Below are 22,225 nucleotides of genomic sequence, written 5' to 3'. Positions count from 1 at the left end.
CGCGCTCACCCCCGCCGCGCCACTAGTTCCGATACCGTCTGCGCGGCCTGCTGCAGCGGGCCGAGAAACTCCTTCACCATCTGCTTCGCGGTATGCCGCTGCGCGTTGCCGCTGATGTTCATCGCGGCGATGATCTGCCCGCGCCGGTTGCGGATCGGCGCGGACAGCGACATCAGCCCCACCTCGAGTTCCTGATCGACCACGGCCCAGCCCTGCTGGCGCGCCTGCGCGATCGTCGCCTTCAGTTCGCCGATGTCGGTGATCGTGCGCGGCGTGTGCGCGCGGATGCCGCTCTGCGCGAGCGTTTCGTCGAGCGCCGCGTCGTCGAGCGCGGACAGCAGCACGCGGCCCATCGACGTGCAGTACGCGGGCAACCGGCTGCCGATCGACAGGTTGATCGTCATGATCTTGCGGGTCGGCACGCGCAGCACGTAGACGATCTCGGTGCGGTCGAGCACCGCGGCCGAACAGCTTTCGTGGATCTGTTCCGACAGTTGCTCCATCACCGGATCGGCGAGATTCCAGAACGGCATCGACGTCAGGTACGCGAAGCCGAGCTCGAGGATCTTCGGCGTGAGCCGGAACAGCCGGCCGTCGGCCTCGACGTAGCCGAGCGTCTGCAGCGTGAGCAGGATCCGGCGCGCGCCCGCGCGCGTGAGGCCGGTGGCCGACGCGACCTCGGTGAGCGTCTGCTCCGGGCGCGCCGCGTCGAACGCGCGGATCACCGCGAGGCCGCGCGCGAACGACTGTACATAGGAATCGCCGGGTTTCGTCTGAATATCGTCGGTTGTCATGAGGGCCTGGAATGTCGTGCAGCCGAGAAGATAGCGCATGGGGCCCGACACGCCAACCGCCCGGCGCGCCGCGCGCTTGACAGGGCATCCCCGCACTCCCTATGATGCGTTGAACGTTCGATACACGATCTTATGTTCGTATATAGAACATTTAAGCGCATCCCGGCGGGCAATGCAAGGGGCGCGCCCTGTTCATTTCCCAGCCTTTCACGGGACCGGAGACACTGATGACCGAAGCTTTTCTGTGTGATGCGATCCGTACGCCGATCGGGCGTTACGGCGGTGCACTGTCGGGCGTGCGCGCCGACGATCTGGGCGCGGTGCCGCTCAAGGCGCTCGTCGAGCGCAATCGCGACGTCGACTGGACGGCGATCGACGACGTGATCTACGGCTGCGCGAACCAGGCCGGCGAGGACAACCGCAACGTCGCGCGCATGTCGCTGCTGCTCGCGGGCCTGCCGCAGGGCGTGCCGGGTTCGACGATCAACCGCCTGTGCGGTTCGGGGATGGATGCGGTCGGCGTGGCCGCGCGTGCGATCAAGTCGGGCGAAGCCGCGCTGATGGTCGCGGGCGGCGTCGAGAGCATGACGCGCGCGCCGTTCGTGATGGGCAAGGCCGCGAGCGCGTTCGCGCGGCAGGCCGACATCTACGATACGACGATCGGCTGGCGCTTCGTCAATCCGTTGATGAAACAGCTGCACGGTGTCGATTCGATGCCGGAAACCGCCGAGAACGTCGCGGTCGACTACAACGTCAGCCGCGCGGATCAGGACCTGTTCGCGCTGCGCAGCCAGCAGAAGGCGGCGCGCGCGCAGCAGGACGGCACGCTGGCTGAAGAAATCGTGTCGGTCACGATTGCGCAGAAGAAGGGCGATCCGGTGGTCGTGTCGCGCGACGAGCATCCGCGCGAAACGTCGCTCGAAGCGCTCGCGAAGCTGAAGGGCGTCGTGCGCCCGGACGGCTCGGTCACGGCCGGCAACGCATCGGGCGTCAACGACGGCGCCGCCGCGCTGCTGCTGGCGAACGAGGTAACCGCGAAGCGCTTCGGCCTGACGCCGCGCGCCCGCGTGCTGGGGATCGCGACGGCCGGCGTCGCGCCGCGCGTGATGGGCATCGGCCCCGCGCCGGCCACGCAGAAGCTGCTCGCGCGGCTCGGGATGACGATCGACCAGTTCGACGTGATCGAACTGAACGAAGCGTTCGCGTCGCAGGGCCTCGCGGTGCTGCGCATGCTCGGCGTCGCCGACGACGATCCGCGCGTGAACCCGAACGGCGGCGCGATCGCGCTCGGCCATCCGCTCGGCGCGTCGGGCGCGCGCCTCGTGACGACCGCGATGTACCAGCTGCATCGCACGAACGGTCGCTTCGCGCTGTGCACGATGTGCATCGGCGTCGGCCAGGGCATCGCGATCGCGATCGAACGCGTCTGACCGGCGCGATGTGGTGAAGCGGTCGCATACGCGCCGCTTTACCGTTGCGCTGTTTCCGCCATGACGGGCGGCACGAGTTGTCTCGTGCCGCCCGTCGTCGCTTTCGTCGTTAATCGGCCTGCGACAGTCGCGGCAGACGCGCCGCTATCCGCGTACCGGGCCGTCAGGCCGTCGGCCCTTCGAGGTGAATGTCCTCGGGCTCGAGCGCGTAAAGCTCGGGATCGGGCGCCGTGCTGACCGTGAAGCCGAGCCGCAGGTAGAAGTCGATCGTGCGCCGCGACGGCGTGGCCGATACATACAGGCGCTCGGCACCCATTGCACGTGCGTGCACCTGCGCCGCGCGATAAAGCTGTTCGCCGAGTCCGCAACCGCGCCAATCATGGCTCACGTGCAGGAACTTCAACTGAAGCATGTCGCGCTGCGGGCCCAGCGGCCGGCTGTCGACGACGACGGCCGCGACGAGCCGCGTGCCGTCGAACCTGCCGAGAAACCAGCCGCCGCGGTCGTGGCAGTCGAGCAGGATCGGCGTGTAGTGATCGGCTTCGCCGTCGGGCCAGCCGGCCACGTCGTAGAACTCGGGCACGAGATGCAGCGCGCCGTCGCGCAGCACGTACAGGTGTTCGATGATTTCGCGCCGGTCGATGGTCCACACGAGCGGCACGTCGTCGCGGGCCAGCGGGCGGGCCGACAGCGCGTCGCGTTCGGCGGCGGTGCGGCGGGTCATGCTGCCACCCGGTGCGCGGCGATTGCGTACATCACCGGCAGGCGCGGCATGCCTTCGGGCGGCAGCATCCGGTGGCCGTCCGGTTCGTGTTCTTGCGGAAACCGCGCGGCGTCGCCGTTGCGGAGAAACGCGGCCTGATCGCCGGTATGGCTGTCATGCTCGACCGTCGTCGTATTCGAGGACAGCCGATTCACTTCATGCAATGCCTTTTTCATCAGAATTCGAATTCAGGTGGAATGGAGCAGGATAGGCCGATCGTTTCGCCACTTGCAACGGCCGCACGCATTGTCAAACCGTACGGCGCTCCGAGACAGACAAATAAACGAGCGTGGCGATTATCGCCGGATTATTTGATCGAAATCATGGCAATCGCCCGATTGCCTATTTTATGCGCATCGGGATTAAGGTTTTCCGGTGAATTGCCGACAGTAAGGACGAGAGTGTCGTAAAGCGATCAACCGTTTTTCGGCTACTGAGCGCGAATTCAGCGCGGCGCGGACGATAGATCCGCCTTTCGGAGCCTTGCATGCGCAACAACCAGCCCGTTACCCAACAGGAATTCGATTTTCCCGACGACGTCACGCTGATGTCGACGACCGATGCCGACAGCATCATCACTTACGCGAACACGACGTTCGCGCAGGTAAGCGGTTTCTCGAACGAGGAACTCGTCGGCCAGCCGCACAACGTGGTGCGTCACCCGGACATGCCGAAGGAAGCGTTCGCCGACATGTGGGCGACGCTTCAGGCCGGCGAGCCGTGGACCGCGCTCGTGAAGAACCGCCGCAAGAACGGCGACCACTACTGGGTGCGCGCGAACGCGATTCCGGTGATGCGCGACGGCGCGCCGCAGGGCTACATGTCGGTGCGCACGAAGGCGCCGCACGAGGAGAGCGAAGCCGCGGACGCGCTGTATCGCGCGTTTCGTGAAGGCAAGGCCGGCCGGCGCCGGTTCCACAAGGGGCTCGTGATCCGCACCGGGCTGCTGCGTGTCGCATCGCTGGCGCAGACGATGTCGGTGCGCGCGCGCGTTCATTCGGCACTGTGCGTGCTGGCGCCGGCGGTCGTCGGCGCTGGCTGGGCGGGCGGGTTGACCGGCGGCGGGCTCGCGGCGTTTGCCGGCGTGACGGCCGGCGTGGCGGCCGCGGCCGGCTGGTGGCTCGACGCGCAGATCGTGCAACCGCTGAAGCGGCTGCACGAGCAGGCGCTGAACGTCGCGACCGGTGAAAGCCGGCGCGGCGTGCGAATGAACCGTGTCGACGAGATCGGCATGACGCTGCGCACGATCAACCAGCTCGGGCTGATGTTTCGCTGGCTCGTCGACGACGTCAGCGAGCAGGTGCACAACGTCCAGCGCGCGAGCAACGAGATCGCGCAGGGCAACAGCGACCTGAGCGCGCGTACCGAGCAGGCCGCATCGAGCGTGCAGCAGACGGCCGCGTCGATGGCCGAGATGACGGCTACCGTGTCGAGCAACGCGGAAACGGCGCTGCAGGCGAATCAGTTGTCGGTTTCCGCGAGCGAGGCGGCCGGGCGCGGCGGGCAGGCGGTGAGCGAAGTCGTCGCGACGATGAACGACATCACCGCCAGCTCGCGCAAGATCGCGGACATCATTGGCGTGATCGACGGCATCGCGTTCCAGACCAACATTCTCGCGCTGAACGCGGCCGTCGAGGCCGCACGCGCAGGCGAACAGGGGCGCGGCTTCGCGGTGGTGGCGGGCGAGGTGCGCGCGCTCGCGCAGCGCAGCGCGAACGCGGCGAAGGAGATCAAGACGCTGATCGGCGCGAGCGTCGAGCGCGTCGAATCGGGCGCGCGGATCGTCGACGGCGCGGGCAAGACGATGGAGGACATCGTCACGCAGGTGAAGCGCGTGTCGGATCTGATCGCGGAGATCAGTTCGTCGACGGCCGAGCAGAGCACGGGCGTCGCGCAGGTTGACCAGGCGGTCGTGCATCTGGACAACATCACGCAGCAGAACGCGGCGTTGGTCGAACAGAGCACGGCGGCGTCGGAAAGCCTGAAGCAGCAGGCGACGCGACTCGTGGATGCGGTGAACGTGTTCAGGTGACGGCGTAAAAGCGTGCGCGATGCGCGGGTTCGATCGATGAATCCGGCGTGTCGCGCACAGCGTTCATTCGGATTTTTGGATTGAATCGAATGGCGGAAAACGAGAAATATTCGTATTTCCGATTTTACCGGCGCACGTTGAATCAGGCCGGATGCACGACGTCGAATGATCAGACGAATCGCCGGCAAACCCTTGCCCGACAAGGCAATTCGTTTATCCATGAACATATTGTTCGGCAAAAACACGATGATGCATGTTTAATGCATATTTATCCGGATTCGGCATAATGTTTTCGCCGAATTTGCCGAAAGCGCAGGAGTCGACTTACACGCATGCGACTCGATCGTCATGCGTGGGGTCTCGAATCAATCGACGAGCGGACGCAAGATCCGCCACCCGGAGCTCCACACCATGCGCAACAACCAGCCCGTCACGCAACGCGAATTCGAATTTGCCGACGATGCGACGCTGATGTCGACGACCGATGCCGACAGCTACGTCACGTACGCGAACGCGGCATTCATTCAGGTCAGCGGCTTTTCTCCCGAGGAGATCGAAGGTCAGCCGCACAACGTGGTGCGGCATCCGGACATGCCGAAAGAGGCGTTCGCCGACATGTGGGCGACGCTCCAGGGCGGCGAGCCGTGGACCGCGCTCGTGAAGAACCGCCGCAAGAACGGCGATCACTACTGGGTGCGTGCGAACGCGATTCCGGTGATGCGCAACGGGCAGCCGAAAGGCTACATGTCGGTGCGCACGAAGGCGACGCGCGACGAGATCGCGGCCGCCGAGGCGCTGTATCGCGATTTCCGCGAAGGCAAGGCCGGCAGCCGCCGGTTCCACAAGGGATTGATCGTTCGCACGGGCGCACTGCGTGTGGCGTCGCTGTTCCAGACGATGTCGGTGCGAGCCCGGCTGGTATCGACGCTGTGCGTGCTGGCGCCGGCCGTCATCGGCGCCGGCTGGGCGGGCGGGTTGACCGGCGGGGCGCTCGCGGCATTTGCCGGTGCGGCGGTCGGCGTGACGGCGGCGGCCGGGCTGTGGCTCGACGCACAGATCGTGCGGCCGCTGCGGGAACTGCGCGACGAGGCGTTGCGCGTGGCGACCGGCGAAAGCCGCAGCGGCGTGCGGATGAACCGCGTCGACGAGATCGGCATGACGCTGCGCACGATCAACCAGCTCGGGCTGATGTTCCGCTGGCTCGTCGACGACGTCAGCGAGCAGGTGCTGAACGTGCAGCGCGCGAGCAACGAGATCGCGCAGGGCAACAGCGACCTGAGCGCGCGTACCGAGCAGGCCGCATCGAGCGTGCAGCAGACGGCCGCGTCGATGGCCGAGATGACGGCTACCGTGTCGAGCAACGCGGAAACGGCGCTGCAGGCGAATCAATTGTCGGTTTCCGCGAGCGAGGCGGCCGGGCGCGGCGGGCAGGCGGTGAGCGAAGTCGTCGCGACGATGAACGACATCACCGCCAGCTCGCGCAAGATCGCGGACATCATCGGCGTGATCGACGGCATCGCGTTCCAGACCAACATTCTCGCGCTGAACGCAGCCGTCGAGGCCGCGCGGGCGGGCGATCAGGGGCGCGGCTTCGCGGTGGTGGCGGGCGAAGTACGGGCGCTCGCGCAGCGCAGCGCGAACGCGGCGAAGGAGATCAAGACGCTGATCGGTGCGAGCGTCGAGCGTGTCGAATCGGGCGCGCGGATCGTCGACGGCGCGGGCAAGACGATGGAGGACATCGTCACGCAGGTGAAGCGCGTGTCGGATCTGATCGCGGAGATCAGTTCGTCGACGGCCGAGCAAAGCACGGGCGTCGCGCAGGTCGACCAGGCGGTCGTGCACCTGGACAACATCACGCAGCAGAACGCGGCGTTGGTCGAGCAGAGCACGGCGGCGTCGGAGAGCCTGAAGCAGCAGGCGACGCGTTTGGTGGAGGCGGTGAACGTATTCCGCTGATCGCGGAACGACAGGAAGGGTGACGCGGGCGCGACGGAGAGGGGTACCGGCCCGCGTCGGGCCGCCCGGTTCCGGCCGGGCGGCCAGGGCCTGGCGCCGAAAGCGGCAGGCCCCGAACCGTCAGACGGCGAGGCAGAGGTACTTGATCACGACGTAGTCGTCGATGCCGTAGTGCGAGCCTTCGCGGCCGAGGCCCGACTGCTTGACGCCGCCGAACGGCGCGACTTCGTTCGAGATCAGGCCCGTGTTCACGCCGACCATCCCGTATTCGAGCGCCTCGGCCACCTTCCACACGCGGCCGATGTCGCGGCTGTAGAAGTAGGCGGCGAGGCCGAACTCGGTGTCGTTCGCGAGACGGATCACCTCGTCGTCGCTGCCGAACTTGAACAGCGGCGCGAGCGGCCCGAACGTCTCTTCCTTCGCGACCTTCATCGCCGGCGTGACGCCCGTCAGCACGGTCGGCTCGAAGAAGCCGTGGCCGAGCGCGTGGCGCTTGCCGCCCGTCACGACAGTCGCGCCCTTCGCGAGCGCGTCCTCGATGTGCGCCTCGACCTTCAGCACGGCGGCTTCGTTGATCAGCGGGCCCTGCGTGACGCCCGGCTCCGTGCCGCGGCCGACCTTCAACTGGCCGACGGCCGCCGCGAGCTTCTGCGCGAACTGGTCGTACACGGCTTCGTGCACGTAGAAGCGGTTCGTGCACACGCACGTCTGGCCGCTGTTGCGGTACTTCGACGCGATCGCGCCCTGCACGGCCGCATCGAGATCGGCGTCGTCGAACACGATGAACGGCGCGTTGCCGCCGAGTTCCAGCGACACCTTCTTGACCGTCGCCGCGCATTGCGACATCAGCAGGCGGCCGACCGGCGTCGAGCCGGTGAACGACAGCTTGCGCACGATCGGGTTCGACGTCAGCTCGCCGCCGATCGCCTTCGGATCGCCCGTGACGACGCTGAACACGCCGGCCGGCACGCCCGCGCGCTCGGCCAGCACGGCCATCGCGAGCGCGGAGAACGGCGTCGCCTCGGCCGGCTTCACGACGATCGGGCAGCCCGCGGCGAGCGCCGGGCCGACCTTGCGCGTGATCATCGCCGCCGGGAAGTTCCACGGCGTGATCGCCGCGCATACGCCGATCGCTTCCTTCGTCACGACGATGCGCTTGTCGCTCGCCGGCGTCGGGATCGTGTCGCCGTACACGCGCTTGCCTTCTTCCGCGAACCACTCGAGGAACGACGCCGCGTAGGCGATCTCGCCCTTCGCTTCGGCCAGCGACTTGCCTTGCTCGGTGGTCAGGATCAGCGCGAGGTCGTCGGCGTTTTCCATCATCAGGTCGTGCCACTTGCGCAGGATCGTCGCGCGTTCCTTCGCGGTCTTCTTGCGCCACGCCGGCCATGCGGCGTTCGCGGCCTCGATCGCATGACGCGTCTCGGCCGTGCCCATCGCCGGCACGGTGCCGAGCAGGCCGCCCGTCGCCGGATTGCGGACGTCGAACGACTCGCCGGTCGCCGCGTGTTGCCATTCGCCATTGATGTACGCCTGCTGGCGGAACAGCGACGGATCTTTCAGTGCCAGGGTTTCCTGAACGGTGCTCATGTGAATCGCCTGCTTCGAAAAAGGACGGATAAGGACCGATGAAAACGGCCGCCGCCGTCTTCACGACGGCGGCGGCGCATTCAGTTGACGTGGACGGGCACTCAGGCCGGCACGCCGACCGTTTCCTTCAGCACTTCCTCGAGGATCGCGAGCGCTTCGTCGAACACGGCTTGCGGGATCGTCAGCGGGAACAGGAAGCGCACGACGTTCGAGTACACGCCGCACACGAGCAGCAGCAGGCCGCGCTCGAGCGCACGCGTCTGCACGCGCTTCGTGAATTCGGCATCGGGCTCGCCCGAACCCGGCTTCAGGAATTCGACCGCGATCATCGCGCCCGGGCCGCGCACGTCGGCGATCTGCGGCACGTCGGCCTGCAGCGCATTCAGCTTCGCCTTCAGCACGTCGCCGAGCTGCGTCGCGCGCTCGCACAGCTTCTCTTCGTCGATGATTTCGAGCACCGCGTGCGCCGATGCGACGGCCAGCGGGTTGCCCGCGTAGGTGCCGCCGAGGCCGCCGGGCGCCGCTGCGTCCATCACGTCCGCACGGCCGACGACGCCCGACAGCGGCATGCCGCCGGCGAGGCTCTTCGCCATCGTGATCAGGTCGGCCAGCACGTCGTAGTGCTGCATCGCGAACAGCTTGCCGGTGCGTGCGAAGCCCGTCTGCACTTCGTCGGCGATCAGCAGGATGCCGTGTTCGTTACAGATCTTGCGCAGCGCGCGCACGAATTCGGCCGGCGCCGGGTTGAAGCCGCCTTCGCCCTGGACCGGTTCGAAGATGATCGCGGCGACACGCTTCGGATCGATGTCGGCCTTGAACAGCATCTCGATCGCCTTGATCGAGTCGGCGGTCGTCACGCCGTGCACGGCGTTCGGGTACGGCGCGTGGAACACGTCGCCCGGGAACGGGCCGAAGTTCAGCTTGTACGGCGCGACCTTGCCGGTCAGCGCCATGCCCATCATCGTGCGGCCGTGGAAGCCGCCCGAGAATGCGATCACGCCCGGACGGCCGGTCGCCGCACGCGCGATCTTGATCGCGTTCTCGACGGCTTCGGCGCCGGTCGTGAAGAACGCGGTCTTCTTCGGGAAGTCGCCCGGCGCGCGTGCGTTGATCTTCTCCGCCAGCTCGACGTACGACGCGTACGGGACGATCTGGTAAGCGGTGTGCGTGAAGTTGTTCAACTGATCCGCGATCGCCTTGACGATCTTCGGGTGGCGGTGGCCCGTGTTCAGCACCGCGATGCCGGCGGCGAAATCGATGAAGCGGCGGCCTTCGACATCCCACAGCTCCGCGTTCTCGGCGCGGGCTGCGTAGAAATCGCACATCACGCCGACGCCGCGCGGGGTGGCGGCGTTCTTGCGGGCCTGCAGATCGGCATTCTTCACGGTCATCTCCTTGATGTTCTTCCCGGTGAGTAGAAAATCGGCCGCCTTGGCGGCCCATGGAGGCGACTATAATCACATTTGGCTCCGGCAATCAGAGCCATTTCAATAAATATTCAGGAGCCAATCATGCGCGCGAGCGTGTTGTCGGACTGGCTGGCGCAGCGCCTCGTGCGCGGCGGCGAACAGCCGATCTACCGGCAGCTTCACCGGCTGCTGCAACAGGCGATCCTGTCGCGCGAACTGCCGGCCGGCACGCGCGTGCCGTCGTCGCGGCTGCTGGCCGCCGAGCTCGGGATCGCGCGCAACACGGTCACGCAGGTTTACGAACAGCTTGCGCTCGAAGGCTACGTGAACTCGGCGACGGGCCGCGGCACGTTCGTCGCCGACAGCGCGCCCGACGAGATCGTCGGCGCGCCGGCCGATCCGGCTGGCGGGCCGGCGGTCGTGCCTTCGTCCACGCGGCGGTTGTCTACGCGCGGCACGCGGCTCGTCGAGGGCGCCGGCGTGTCGAAGCGCCAGGGCGGCGCGTTCATGCCGGGCGTGCCCGATGTGTCGCGATTTCCGGCGCGTGTCTGGACGCGGCTGCACAACAAGTACTGGCGGCGCCTGCGCCCGGACCTGCTGACCTACGCACCCGGCGGCGGGCTCGCGCTGCTGCGCGAGGCGCTGGCCGACTACCTGCGCACGTCGCGCTCGGTGCGCTGCACGCCCGAGCAGATCGTGATCACGACTGGTATCCACCAGTCGATCGATCTCGCGGTGCGCTTGCTGACCGACCCGGGCGACGCGATCTGGACCGAGGATCCGTGCTACTGGGGCGTGCGCAGCGTGCTGAACGTGTCGGGGCTGACCACGCGGCCGATCCCGGTCGACGACGAAGGCATCGCGCCGTCGGCCGCCGATCTTGCCGAGCCGCCGAAGCTGATGCTCGTCACGCCGTCGCACCAGTATCCGCTCGGGATGGTGATGAGCCTCGCGCGGCGGCGGATGCTGCTCGAATACGCGCGCCAGCACGGCTGCTGGATCATCGAGGACGACTACGACAGCGAATTCCGCTACGGCAGCCGGCCGCTCGCGTCGCTGCAAGGGCTCGACACGGCCGGGCAGGTGATCTACGTCGGGAGTTTCGGCAAGACGCTGTTCCCGGGGCTGCGGGTCGGCTATCTGGTCGCGCCGGAGCCGCTCGCGGAAAGTTTCGCGACCGCGAGCGCCGAGCTGTATCGCGAAGGGCAGTTGCTGCAGCAGGCCGTGCTCGCCGAATTCATCGCGGAAGGGCATTTCGTGTCGCATATCCGCAAGATGCGTACGCTGTACGGGCAACGCCGCGAGGTGCTGCTCGACGCGGTCGCGCGCCGCTACGGCGATACACTGCACGCGCTCGGCAGCGACGCGGGGCTGCATCTCGTCACGCAATTGCCGGCGGACGTCGACGATCGCGCGGTCGCGCAGGCCGCGCTCGAACGCAACATCGTCGTGCGGCCGCTGTCCGGGTATTACGCGGATCGCGAGCGCGCCGCGTCGGGGTTGCTGCTCGGCTATGCGTGCGTGCCGGAAGACGAGATCGCGACCGCGTTCGCGACGCTGGCCGAGGCGATCGACGAGCGGGCGTTCGGCGGGGCCGTGGCGCTGGCTTGACGCGTGAGCACGGCAATATCGGCTCGTTGCGATTCCGCCAAAGACCGACCGAAGCGCAATACGCTCGGCAACGCGGAGAGCGTACCGGGCGCGCTCGCGCGGAATTGTCGATAATAGAACGTTGTTATTCACCGGATGCCGACGATGACCGAAGCCACCCAAGCCCCGCCCGCCGTTCCGCGCCTCACGAGCCTGTCGCACGGCGGCGGCTGCGGCTGCAAGATCGCGCCGGGCGTGCTGTCCGAACTGCTCAAGCGCGCGACGCCGCCCGCGCTGTTCCCCGATCTGCTGGTCGGCACCGAGACGTCCGACGACGCGGCCGTCTACCGGCTCAACGACGAGCAGGCGATCGTCGCGACCACCGATTTCTTCATGCCGATCGTCGACGATCCGTTCGACTTCGGCCGCATCGCGGCCGCCAACGCGCTGTCCGACGTTTATGCGATGGGCGGCAAGCCGATTCTCGCGCTCGCGCTGGTCGGCATGCCGATCAACGTGCTGCCGCACGAAACGATCGCGGCCGTGCTGCGCGGCGGCGAATCGGTATGCGCGGAGGCCGGCATTCCGGTCGCGGGCGGTCATTCGATCGATTCGGTCGAGCCGATCTACGGGCTCGCGGCGATCGGCGTCGTGCATCCGTCGCGCGTGAAGCGCAACGCGGCCGCGCGTGCGGGCGACGTGCTCGTGCTCGGCAAGCCGCTCGGCGTCGGCGTGCTGTCGGCCGCGCTGAAGAAGAACCAGCTCGATGCCGCGGGTTACGCGCAGATGGTTGCGACCACCACCAAGCTGAACCGGCCGGGCGCCGAACTCGCCGCGCTGTCGGGCGTGCATGCGCTGACCGACGTCACGGGCTTCGGGCTGCTCGGCCATACGCTCGAACTGGCGCGCGGCGCGCGGCTCACCGCGCGCGTGCACTATGCGTCGCTGCCGTGGCTCGCGGGCGTCGAGACGTTCGTCGCCGACGGCGTGTTCACCGGTGCGTCGGGCCGCAACTGGGCCGCGTACGGCACCGATGTGCGGCTCGCCGACGCGCTGCCGCCCGTCGCGCAGGCGCTACTGACCGATCCGCAGACGTCGGGCGGGCTGCTGGTCGCATGTGCGCCGGAAGCGGTCGACGACGTGCTCGCGTGCTTCCGTGCCGACGGTTTCGACCGCGCGGCGGTGATCGGCGAGATGGTGGACGGGCCCGCACGCGTCGACGTCGCCTGACGCCGGATTCACACGCCGCATCGTTTCGACGTCGCCGGAATCGACGCTTTCCATCGACGGTATCGATGCCATCGACGACCGATGAACGACTTCCTGTTCGGGCTGACGATCGCGCTGTCGGTCGGGCCCGTCGCACTGATGATCGCGCACTACGGCATGCGCGCCGGTACGGCGACCGGCGTGCGCGCGGCGCTCGGAGTGGCCGCTGCCGACGGCTGCTATGCGGTCGTCGCGTTCACGATCGGCGCGCTGCTCGCGGGCACGCTGGCGTCGTATCTGTCGGTGTTCCGCAGGGTCGGTGCGTTCGTGCTGCTCGCGATGGGCGCGCGGATGCTGTGGCAGGCGCTGCGTGAGCGGCGCCGCACGCTCGACGGCAGCGTACCGACGCCGCCGGCCGATCGCCCGTTCATGTCGATGTTCTTCGTCACGCTCGCGAATCCGCTGACCATCCTGCTGTTCTACGGCTATGCGACCGCTGCCGCCGGTGCGCACCGGCACTGGCTGCTCGGCGCGGCGTGCGTGTTCGCGGGCAGTCTCGCCGGGCAGCTCGTGTTCGCGTTCGGCGGCAGCGCGATCGGGCGCTTCGTGAAGTCGCCGGGATGGCTCGCCGCGAGCCATGTGGTCGCCGCACTCGTCGTGCTCGGATATGGCGTCGCGGGGCTGTTGCGCGTGTAGCGCGCCGAGAAGCGGCCGACGTCGCGGTTGGCGGCAAACAAGATAGCATTCCTGACGTTTGCAGGGCCGCGACGAGTGGGCAATTTCCCGTCGCGCAACACGCATCCGTTCGCACGAAACACGGCCCGCCGTTTCGTAGTCGGGTTCCGCATCGCGCACGCCCGTTCTATACTCCCTCGCGCAGTCTCCGACAGCCGTTCTCATCCAACATCACTGATACAAGGAACGCCGATGCTGACTCGCTCCATCCTTTCAGCCGCTGCATTCTCGCTCGCGGCCTGCGCGACCGCGCCGTCGATCGCGCAGGACAACCAGGGCAACAACGCGGGCAACGCCGCATTCGCCGAGACCGGCGCACAGGGCCGCCCGGTCAAGGTCATGATCATCACGATGTTCGGTCCGGAAGGCCAGGCGTGGCTCGACCGGCTCGGCCCGTGGCGCGACATTACCGTGCCCGGCCTGTCGCCCGACTATCCGGCCGTCCACTGCAACAAGCAGGACGTGTGCGTGGTCACGACCGGCATGGGCTATGCGAACGCGTCGGCGACGATCATGGCGCTCACGTTCTCGCAGCGCTTCGACCTGCGCCGCACGTATTTCCTGGTTTCGGGCATCGCGGGCGTCGACCCCGCGCAAGGCACGGTCGGCTCGGCCGCGTGGTCGAAATACCTCGTCGATTTCAGCCTGCAGTGGGAGCTCGATGCGCGCGAGATTCCGGCCGGGTGGAACACCGGTTTTCTCGGCATCAACACGAAGAGCCCGAACGACAAGCCGCCGCTCGACTATCGCACCGAAGTATTCCAGCTCAACCCGCAGTTGACCGACGCCGCATACGCGCTGTCGCGCAACGTCGTGCTCGCGGACAGCGCACAGGCGCAGGCCGCGCGCGCGAAGTTCACGTACGCGCCGGCCAACCGGCCGCCGACGGTGATCCAGTGCGATACGTCATCGGGCAACACGTGGTTCTCGGGCACGCTGATCGGCGAGCGCGCGCGCCAGTGGACCAAGATCCTCACGGACGGCAAGGGCACGTACTGCATGACCGCGCAGGAAGACAACGCAACGTACGAAGCGCTCAAGCGCGCGGCGAGCGTGAAGCGGGTCGACCTGTCGCGCGTCGCCGTGCTGCGCACGGGGTCCGATTTCGACCGGCCGTACGCGGGACAGACGAGCGCGGACAACCTGCTGAACTACGCGGACCAGGGCGGCTTTGCGCCGGCGACCGAAAACCTGTACCGCGCGGGCAATCCGCTCGTGCAGGACATCGTCACGCACTGGGGCGAATGGCGTGATGGAGTGCCGCGCCGTTGATCGCCGCAGGACGGTATCGGCGACACGTCGCCGCGAGCGTCAATGCGATTGCGACCCGGAGCGGAACGGCGTCCACACCGGCGTGGTGTCGTCCCAGTGATCGAGCGGCGAAGGAAGTTGATCGTTCATCATGTGCTCCTGCAACTCACTGACTCAGCGAGTCGTCGACGAGGTGGTTCGAGACACCGCGCGCGGGGCAACCCGCTGCGCGGCCTCGCGCGGTTACCGGCCCCCGCCGGCGAGCTGGTTGCTTTCCGGCATCGGGCGATAGGCGCCTTGTGCGAGCTCGAGCCCTTGCGGGTACGACGTTGCCTTGCGCAGGTACGCGAGCGTGCCGTCCTTGCGTGCCTGCACGACCTCGGCGCTCACTTCGGCGCGCGTGCGCGGGCCGTTGTGCTGCGAATACCACGACGTGTTGCCGTAGTCGCCGGCGTGCGGCGTACCCGAATCGGCGAAGGCCGGTGCGGACACGGCAAGCGTGAGAGCAAGGGCCGAGAGAAGATGGCGGCGGTTCATGGCGTCACTCCTAAGATGTCGGAGCGGGCGCTTGAGCGCTTACTCCGGTCCCGCCAGGCGGGATCTGTTCGATGCGCAACGAGGTGCGCGACAGGGTTTACTCTAGGTGTCCGTTCCGTCGCGATAAATGCGGCTCGCACGAATTGAATTGTCGCGAGACTGGAACAATCGGAATCCGTACGTGCGGTGGGGGAATGCGGAAACGGCCCGCAGCCCCGTGGCGCCGGCGTCGCAGGGGCGGCGGCGAGGAGGCGCCACGACGCACACGGCCGATTGCCGCGGGTTGCGCAAAGGCTTACTGCGGATTCGGGAAGGATCGGGGCGCCGCGCTTGGAGAGGGTGCCCAGGCGGCGCGCAGGCGGGACGACGTGCGGGCGCCGCGGCCCGCACGCGCGGTTCAGACGATTACGCGACCCACTCGTTGATGACCGGCGTATCGAGCGCCGGCGCGCGTTCGGCTTCCTCGAACGTGCGCTTGCTGCACGTCGCGTCGAGGCTGCCCTTGCCGCTGAGCAGCGGGCAGCGGTCGAACACTTCGGCCACCCAGTCGACGAACACGCGCACCTTCGGCGACAGATGGCGGCTGTGCGGATACACGACCGAGATCGGCATCGGCAGCGGCTTGACGCCGGGCAGCACTTCCTTGAGCCGGCCCTCGCGCAGGTGCGGCAGCACCATGAAGAGCGGCGGCTGGATCAGCCCGAAGCCTTCGATACCGCAGGTCACGTACGCATCCGCGTCGTTTACCGACACGATGCCCTCCATCTTCATCTCGACTTCCTTGCCGTCGATCAGGAAGGTCCAGTCGATCGTGCGGCCGGTGCGGCTCGAGAAGTAGTTGACGGCCTTGTGCTGGCTCAGGTCGTCGATCGTCTGCGGCTCGCCGTTGCGCTCGAGATAGTCGGGCGACGCGACGGTCACGCATTCGAACAGGCCGACGCGGCGCGCGACGAGCGACGAATCCTGCAGCGCACCGACGCGGATCACGCAGTCGACGCCTTCCTGCAGCAGGTCGACCGGCCGGTCGGACAGGCCGAGCTGCAGGTCGATGTCCGGATAGCGCGTATGAAATTCGCACAGCGACGGAATCACGAGCAGCCGACCGATCGAGCCCGGCATGTCGATACGCAACTTTCCGTGCGGCTTCCGGTTGTTGGCCTGGAAGCTCGCTTCGGTTTCCTCGACGTCCGCGAGGATCCGCACGCACCGTTCGTAGTACGCGGCGCCGTCCGGCGTGAGCGACAGCCGGCGCGTGGTCCGGTGCATCAGCCGCACGCCGAGGAAGGCTTCGAGATTCTGGATGATCGTCGTGACGGACGCTCGCGGCAGGCCGAGCGTTTCTGCTGCCTTGGTGAAGCTGCTTGTATCGACGACGCGAGTAAACACCTGCATGGCCTGAAGCCGGTCCATCACAACCTCCGCAATCTAATGAGCCCGCGAACAACAAGGCTGCGCTACCTCATGGGTAAACGCAGCCTCGGATTGTTCGGGGGCGTTGAATTGTGTTGCCGGATTATAGGCATTTATCCCAATGTCTGCCGGACTCAGAATTCGTTCCATCTCGAAATGGATGCCGCATCGTCATGGACGCTTCTGAATTCAGCAAATTCCTGAAAGCCGCGCTGCCCGCGCAAGCCACAGCGGGCGGGGCGCTGACGGTTGCCGAAGTCGAAATTCCCGGCTACGCACAGGACATCGTGCTGCGCCTCTACCGCCGTCCGGACAAGACCGGGTTGCCAGTAGTGCTTTATTTCCACGGCGGCGGCTTCGTTCGCGGTTCGCTCGAAGACGCGGATTTCGCCGCGCGTTTTTTAGCAGAACGCTTACCAGCTCTCGTAGTGTCGGTCGACTATTCGCTCGCGCCGGCCTTTCCTTTTCCGGCCGCGCCGGAGGATGCGTATCGCGCCGCCGTGTGGGCCGCGACGCGCGCCCGCGCGTTCGGCGGCAACCCGAAGAAGATCGGGGTCGCGGGGCACGATGCGGGCGGCCAGCTCGCGAACTGCCTCGCCTTCATCGCCCGCGACCGCGGCGAGGTGTCGATCGCCGCGCAGGCGCTGTTCGGGCCGATGCTCGACCCGAGCATGACGCGCATCGGCGACGCCGAGCGCCTCGCGTCCGACATCACCGCGCGCGAATGCGCGGCCTGCTATCGCGCATACCTGCCGCAGGCGGCGCAGCGCATGCACCCGTACGCGGCGCCGATCGAATCGGTGCGCCTCGCGGGGCTGCCGCCGACGCTCGTCGTCACCGCGCAGAACGACGTGCTGCACGTCGAGGCGGAGAAATATGCGGGCTGCCTGATTTCGTCGGGCGTGCTCACGCAGGTGATCCGCTATCCGGACATCACGCACGCCGCGCTCGCCACGCACGAAGCCGCGTTCGAGGAAGCCGTGCGCTTCTTCCAGTGCCGTTTCCAGGCGCGCCAGCCGAACCGTTCCGAATAACCAGACCAATCCACGCTTACCGGAGATCCACATGGCCATCCTACGCACCACCCGTTCCCGAATCGCGACCGCGGCGATCGTCACGCTCGCCGTCGTCGGCCTCGGCACGTTCGGCGCGATGCGCGTGAACGCGAACGCGCCCGAGAAAGCGGCGGCGCCGCTGCCCGAAGTCGACGTCGCGACCGTCGTGCCGCAGACCGTCACCGACTGGCAAAGCTATTCGGGCCGCCTCGAGGCGGTCGAGAAAGTCGACGTGCGCCCGCAGGTGTCGGGCACGATCGTCGCGGTGAATTTCAAGGACGGCGCGCTCGTGAAAAAGGGCGACGTGCTGTTCGTGATCGACCCGCGCCCGTACCAGGCGGAAGTCGATCGCGCCGCCGCGCAGCTCGCGGCCGCGCAGGCGCGCAACGGCTACGCGCAGACCGACTGGCAGCGCGCGCAGCGGCTGATCGGCGACAACGCGATCGCGAAGCGCGACTACGACGAGAAGCAGAACGCGGCGCGCGAAGCGAGCGCGAACCTGAAGGCCGCCGAAGCCGCGCTGGAAACGGCGCGCATCAACCTCGGCTACACGCGCATCACGGCGCCGGTATCGGGCCGCGTGTCGCGTGCGGAAATCACGCTCGGCAACGTCGTGTCGGCCGGTGCGTCGGCCGCGCCGCTGACGACGCTGGTGTCGGTGTCGCCGATCTACGCGTCGTTCGACGCGGACGAGCAGACCTACCTGCAATACATCAACGGCGCGCGCAACGGCCGCAAGGTGCCGGTCGAGCTCGGCCTCGCGAACGAAACCGGCTACTCGCGCAGCGGCGAGATCGACTCGGTCGACAACCGGCTCGACACGTCGTCGGGCACGATCCGCGTGCGTGCACGCTTCGACAACGCGGACGGCACGCTCGTCCCGGGCCTCTACGCGCGCGTGAAGGTCGGCGGCAGCGCGCCGCACGAGGCGCTGCTCGTCGACGATGCCGCGATCAACACCGATCAGGACAAGAAGTTCGTCTTCGTCGTCGATCAGCAAGGCCGCGTGTCGTACCGCGAAGTGCAACCGGGAATGCAGCACGGCAACCGGCGCGTGATCGTGAGCGGGCTCGCGGCCGGCGATCGCGTGATCGTGAACGGCACGCAGCGCGTGCGCCCCGGCGAGCAGGTGAAGCCGCACATGGTCCCGATGACGGGCGGCGACGAGCCGTCCGCGCCGCTCGCGGGTACCGCGAAGCCGGCCGCACCGGCGAAGGCGGATTCGTAAGCGGCACGCCGCTTCGCATCCGCGTTCAACCAGACAGAGCAACCCATGAACATTTCCAAATTCTTTATCGACCGGCCGATCTTCGCAGGAGTCCTATCGGTGATCATCCTGCTCGGCGGGGTGATCGCGATGTTCCTGCTGCCGATTTCGGAATATCCGGAGGTCGTGCCGCCTTCCGTGATCGTGAAGGCGCAGTACCCGGGCGCGAACCCGAAGGTGATCGCCGAGACGGTCGCGTCGCCGCTTGAAGAGCAGATCAACGGCGTCGAGGACATGCTCTACATGCAGTCGCAGGCGAACAGCGACGGCAACATGACGATCACCGTCACGTTCAAGCTCGGCACCGATCCGGACAAGGCCACGCAGCTCGTGCAGAACCGCGTGAACCAGGCGCTGCCGCGCTTGCCGGAAGACGTGCAGCGGCTCGGCATCACCACGGTGAAGAGCTCGCCGACGCTGACGATGGTGGTCCACCTGATCTCGCCGGACAACCGCTACGACATGACCTACCTGCGCAACTACGCGCTGATCAACGTGAAGGATCGCCTGTCGCGGATCCAGGGCGTCGGTCAGGTGCAGCTGTGGGGTTCGGGCGACTACGCGATGCGCGTGTGGCTCGATCCGCAGAAGGTCGCGCAGCGCGGGCTGTCGGCCGAGGACGTCGTGCAGGCGATCCGCGAGCAGAACGTGCAGGTCGCGGCCGGCGTGATCGGCGCGTCGCCGTCGCTGCCCGGCACGCCGTTGCAACTGTCGGTGAACGCGCGCGGCCGTCTGCAGACGGAAGACGAGTTCGGCGACATCGTCGTGAAGACGACGCCGGACGGCGGCGTCACGCACCTGCGCGACATCGCGCGAATCCAGCTCGACGCGTCCGAATACGGGCTGCGCTCGCTGCTCGACAACAAGCCGGCCGTCGCGATGGCGATCAACCAGTCGCCGGGCGCGAACTCGCTGCAGATCTCGGACGAGGTGCGCAAGACGATGGCCGAGCTGAAGCAGGACATGCCGGCCGGCGTCGACTACAAGATCGTCTATGACCCGACGCAGTTCGTGCGTTCGTCGATCAAGGCCGTCGTGCACACGCTGCTCGAAGCGATCGCGCTGGTCGTGATCGTCGTGATCGTGTTCCTGCAGACCTGGCGCGCGTCGCTGATTCCGCTGATCGCGGTGCCGGTGTCGATCATCGGCACGTTCTCGCTGCTGCTGGCGTTCGGGTATTCGATCAACGCGTTGTCGCTGTTCGGGATGGTGCTCGCGATCGGGATCGTGGTCGACGATGCGATCGTCGTCGTCGAGAACGTCGAGCGCAACATCGAGGGCGGGATGAACGCGCGGCAGGCGACCTACAAGGCGATGCAGGAAGTGAGCGGGCCGATCATCGCGATCGCGCTGACGCTCGTCGCCGTGTTCGTGCCGCTCGCGTTCATGTCGGGCCTGACCGGCCAGTTCTACAAGCAGTTCGCGATGACCATCGCGATCTCGACGGTGATCTCGGCGTTCAACTCGCTGACGCTGTCGCCGGCGCTGTCCGCGATCCTGCTGAAGGGGCACGGCGACAAGGAAGACTGGCTCACGCGCGTGATGAACCGCGTGCTCGGCGGCTTCTTCCGCCGCTTCAACAAGGTGTTCCATCGCGGCGCGGAGAACTACGGCCGCGGCGTGCGCGGCGTGCTGTCGCGCAAGACGCTGATGCTCGGCGTGTACCTCGTGCTGGTGGGCGCGACCGTGCTCGTGTCGAAGGTCGTGCCGGGCGGCTTCGTGCCCGCGCAGGACAAGGAATACCTGATCGCGTTCGCGCAGTTGCCGAACGGTGCATCGCTCGACCGCACCGAGAAGGTGATCCGCGACATGGGTTCGATCGCGCTGAAGCAGCCGGGCGTCGAGAGCGCGGTCGCGTTCCCGGGGCTGTCGGTGAACGGCTTCACGAACAGCTCGAGTGCGGGCATCGTGTTCGTCACGCTCAAGCCGTTCTCGGAGCGGCACGGCAAGGCGTTGTCGGCCGGCGCGATCGCGGGTGCGCTGAACCAGCAGTACAGCGCGATGAAGGACTCGTTCGTCGCGGTGTTCCCGCCGCCGCCGGTGCTCGGCCTCGGCACGCTCGGCGGGTTCAAGATGCAGATCGAGGATCGCGGCGCGGTGGGCTACGCGAAGCTGTCGGATGCGACCAACGACTTCATCAAGCGCGCGCAGCAGGCGCCTGAACTCGGCCCGCTGTTCACGAGCTACCAGATCAACGTGCCGCAGCTCAACGTCGATCTCGACCGCGTGAAGGCGAAGCAGCTCGGCGTGCCGGTGACCGACGTGTTCAACACGATGCAGGTGTATCTCGGTTCGCTGTACGTGAACGACTTCAACCGCTTCGGGCGCGTGTACCAGGTGCGCGTGCAGGCCGATGCGCCGTTCCGCCAGCGCGCGGACGACATCCTGCAGTTGAAGACGCGCAACGACAAGGGCGAAATGGTGCCGCTGTCGTCGCTCGTGACGGTGACGCCGACCTTCGGCCCGGAAATGGTCGTGCGTTACAACGGCTACACGGCGGCCGACATCAACGGCGGCCCGGCGCCGGGCTTCTCGTCGGGCCAGGCGCAGGCCGCGGTCGAGCGCATCGCGCACGAGACGCTGCCGCGCGGCGTGCGCTTCGAGTGGACCGACCTCACGTATCAGCAGATCCTTGCGGGCGATTCGGCGATGTATGTGTTCCCGATCAGCGTGCTGCTCGTGTTCCTCGTGCTCGCCGCGCTGTATGAAAGCCTGACGCTGCCGCTCGCGGTGATCCTGATCGTGCCGATGAGCATTCTGTCGGCGCTGACGGGCGTGTGGCTCACGCAGGGCGACAACAACATCTTCACGCAGATCGGCCTGATGGTGCTGGTGGGGCTGTCGGCGAAGAACGCGATCCTGATCGTCGAATTCGCGCGCGAGCTCGAACACGACGGCAGGACGCCGCTCGAGGCCGCGATCGAGGCGAGCCGGCTGCGGCTGCGCCCGATCCTGATGACGTCGATCGCCTTCATCATGGGTGTGGTGCCGCTCGTCACGTCGACCGGCGCCGGTTCGGAAATGCGCCATGCGATGGGTGTCGCGGTGTTCTTCGGGATGCTCGGCGTGACGCTGTTCGGGCTGATGCTGACGCCGGTGTTCTACGTCGTGCTGCGTACGCTCGCGGGCGGCAAGATCCACGTCGCCGGCAAGGATTCGGCGGGGTACGGCGTGCCGGCGCCCGATGCTTGAGGACC

General features: G+C 67.2%; 17 protein-coding genes. 10 read left to right on the top strand and 7 right to left on the bottom strand.

Annotated elements, in window-relative coordinates:
- Positions 1 to 5: 5 nt before the first annotated feature.
- Positions 6 to 794 (bottom strand): IclR family transcriptional regulator, encoded by a 789-nt coding sequence (locus tag CFB35_RS27225; protein ID WP_060011279.1) that lies wholly within the window; start codon positions 792 to 794, stop codon positions 6 to 8.
- Between the two features lie 227 nt (positions 795 to 1,021).
- On the opposite strand from CFB35_RS27225, the gene pcaF reads away from it, so the two are divergent.
- Complete coding sequence (pcaF, locus tag CFB35_RS27220; RefSeq protein WP_059582016.1) at positions 1,022 to 2,224, top strand: 3-oxoadipyl-CoA thiolase; 1,203 nt, start codon at positions 1,022 to 1,024, stop codon at positions 2,222 to 2,224.
- A gap of 163 nt (positions 2,225 to 2,387) precedes the next feature.
- Here pcaF and CFB35_RS27215 read toward each other — a convergent pair whose 3' ends face one another.
- Positions 2,388 to 2,948, bottom strand: a complete 561-nt coding sequence (locus CFB35_RS27215; RefSeq protein ID WP_059582019.1) for a GNAT family N-acetyltransferase — start codon at positions 2,946 to 2,948, stop codon at positions 2,388 to 2,390.
- Complete coding sequence (locus CFB35_RS35485; protein WP_059582021.1) at positions 2,945 to 3,163, bottom strand: hypothetical protein; 219 nt, start codon at positions 3,161 to 3,163, stop codon at positions 2,945 to 2,947. Before CFB35_RS35485 ends, CFB35_RS27215 begins: the two co-directional genes overlap by 4 nt.
- Positions 3,164 to 3,474: 311 nt before the next feature.
- Here CFB35_RS35485 and CFB35_RS27205 point away from each other — a divergent pair, with 311 nt between their 5' ends.
- Together CFB35_RS27205 and CFB35_RS27200 are read left to right on the top strand one after the other, a co-directional pair.
- Positions 3,475 to 5,019: a PAS domain-containing methyl-accepting chemotaxis protein gene (locus CFB35_RS27205; RefSeq protein ID WP_059582026.1), complete on the top strand. Its 1,545-nt coding sequence runs from the start codon at positions 3,475 to 3,477 to the stop codon at positions 5,017 to 5,019.
- Positions 5,020 to 5,430: 411 nt separating this feature from the next.
- Positions 5,431 to 6,975 carry a PAS domain-containing methyl-accepting chemotaxis protein gene (locus CFB35_RS27200; RefSeq protein WP_089465821.1) on the top strand — a complete coding sequence of 515 codons (1,545 nt, stop codon included), beginning with the start codon at positions 5,431 to 5,433 and terminating at the stop codon, positions 6,973 to 6,975.
- Positions 6,976 to 7,095: 120 nt separating this feature from the next.
- On the opposite strand, the gene gabD is transcribed toward CFB35_RS27200, so the two are convergent.
- Positions 7,096 to 8,565 carry an NADP-dependent succinate-semialdehyde dehydrogenase gene (gene gabD / locus CFB35_RS27195; RefSeq protein WP_059582028.1) on the bottom strand — a complete coding sequence of 490 codons (1,470 nt, stop codon included), beginning with the start codon at positions 8,563 to 8,565 and terminating at the stop codon, positions 7,096 to 7,098.
- A gap of 101 nt (positions 8,566 to 8,666) precedes the next feature.
- Positions 8,667 to 9,950 carry a 4-aminobutyrate--2-oxoglutarate transaminase gene (locus CFB35_RS27190; RefSeq protein ID WP_059582213.1) on the bottom strand — a complete coding sequence of 428 codons (1,284 nt, stop codon included), beginning with the start codon at positions 9,948 to 9,950 and terminating at the stop codon, positions 8,667 to 8,669.
- A gap of 126 nt (positions 9,951 to 10,076) precedes the next feature.
- Here CFB35_RS27190 and CFB35_RS27185 point away from each other — a divergent pair, with 126 nt between their 5' ends.
- From CFB35_RS27185 to CFB35_RS27170, 4 genes are all read left to right on the top strand, one after another.
- Positions 10,077 to 11,585, top strand: coding sequence for a PLP-dependent aminotransferase family protein (locus CFB35_RS27185; protein ID WP_089465820.1), 1,509 nt, complete (start codon positions 10,077 to 10,079; stop codon positions 11,583 to 11,585).
- Between the two features lie 144 nt (positions 11,586 to 11,729).
- Positions 11,730 to 12,794: a selenide, water dikinase SelD gene (gene selD / locus CFB35_RS27180; RefSeq protein ID WP_089465911.1), complete on the top strand. Its 1,065-nt coding sequence runs from the start codon at positions 11,730 to 11,732 to the stop codon at positions 12,792 to 12,794.
- A gap of 81 nt (positions 12,795 to 12,875) precedes the next feature.
- Entirely contained in the window at positions 12,876 to 13,469 is a 594-nt protein-coding gene (locus CFB35_RS27175) for a LysE family translocator (RefSeq protein WP_059582036.1), read from the top strand.
- Between the two features lie 231 nt (positions 13,470 to 13,700).
- Positions 13,701 to 14,780 carry a purine nucleoside permease gene (locus tag CFB35_RS27170; RefSeq protein ID WP_059582041.1) on the top strand — a complete coding sequence of 360 codons (1,080 nt, stop codon included), beginning with the start codon at positions 13,701 to 13,703 and terminating at the stop codon, positions 14,778 to 14,780.
- A gap of 222 nt (positions 14,781 to 15,002) precedes the next feature.
- On the opposite strand, the gene CFB35_RS27165 is transcribed toward CFB35_RS27170, so the two are convergent.
- Both CFB35_RS27165 and ceoR read right to left on the bottom strand, forming a co-directional pair.
- Complete coding sequence (locus CFB35_RS27165) at positions 15,003 to 15,296, bottom strand: DUF4148 domain-containing protein (RefSeq protein WP_059582042.1); 294 nt, start codon at positions 15,294 to 15,296, stop codon at positions 15,003 to 15,005.
- 405 nt (positions 15,297 to 15,701) lie between these two features.
- The gene (gene ceoR, locus CFB35_RS27160; RefSeq protein ID WP_059582046.1) at positions 15,702 to 16,706 is read right to left on the bottom strand and encodes a putative multidrug efflux transcriptional regulator CeoR; all 1,005 of its coding nucleotides are present in this window, start codon (positions 16,704 to 16,706) and stop codon (positions 15,702 to 15,704) included.
- A 173-nt stretch (positions 16,707 to 16,879) separates the two neighbouring features.
- On the opposite strand from ceoR, the gene CFB35_RS27155 reads away from it, so the two are divergent.
- The 3 genes from CFB35_RS27155 to ceoB are packed head-to-tail and all read left to right on the top strand — an operon-like array spanning position 16,880 to position 22,220.
- Entirely contained in the window at positions 16,880 to 17,740 is an 861-nt protein-coding gene (locus CFB35_RS27155) for an alpha/beta hydrolase (RefSeq protein ID WP_059582049.1), read from the top strand.
- 31 nt (positions 17,741 to 17,771) lie between these two features.
- Complete coding sequence (gene ceoA, locus CFB35_RS27150) at positions 17,772 to 18,989, top strand: multidrug efflux RND transporter periplasmic adaptor subunit CeoA (RefSeq protein ID WP_059582051.1); 1,218 nt, start codon at positions 17,772 to 17,774, stop codon at positions 18,987 to 18,989.
- 45 nt (positions 18,990 to 19,034) lie between these two features.
- Complete coding sequence (gene ceoB / locus CFB35_RS27145; RefSeq protein ID WP_059582054.1) at positions 19,035 to 22,220, top strand: multidrug efflux RND transporter permease subunit CeoB; 3,186 nt, start codon at positions 19,035 to 19,037, stop codon at positions 22,218 to 22,220.
- The last annotated feature ends 5 nt before the right edge of the window (positions 22,221 to 22,225 follow it).

Origin of the sequence: Burkholderia sp. AU16482 (genome assembly GCF_002223285.1) — a bacterium.
In the GTDB taxonomy this organism is placed as follows: domain Bacteria; phylum Pseudomonadota; class Gammaproteobacteria; order Burkholderiales; family Burkholderiaceae; genus Burkholderia; species Burkholderia semiarida.
This window is presented reverse-complemented; position numbering and strand designations above follow the sequence as displayed.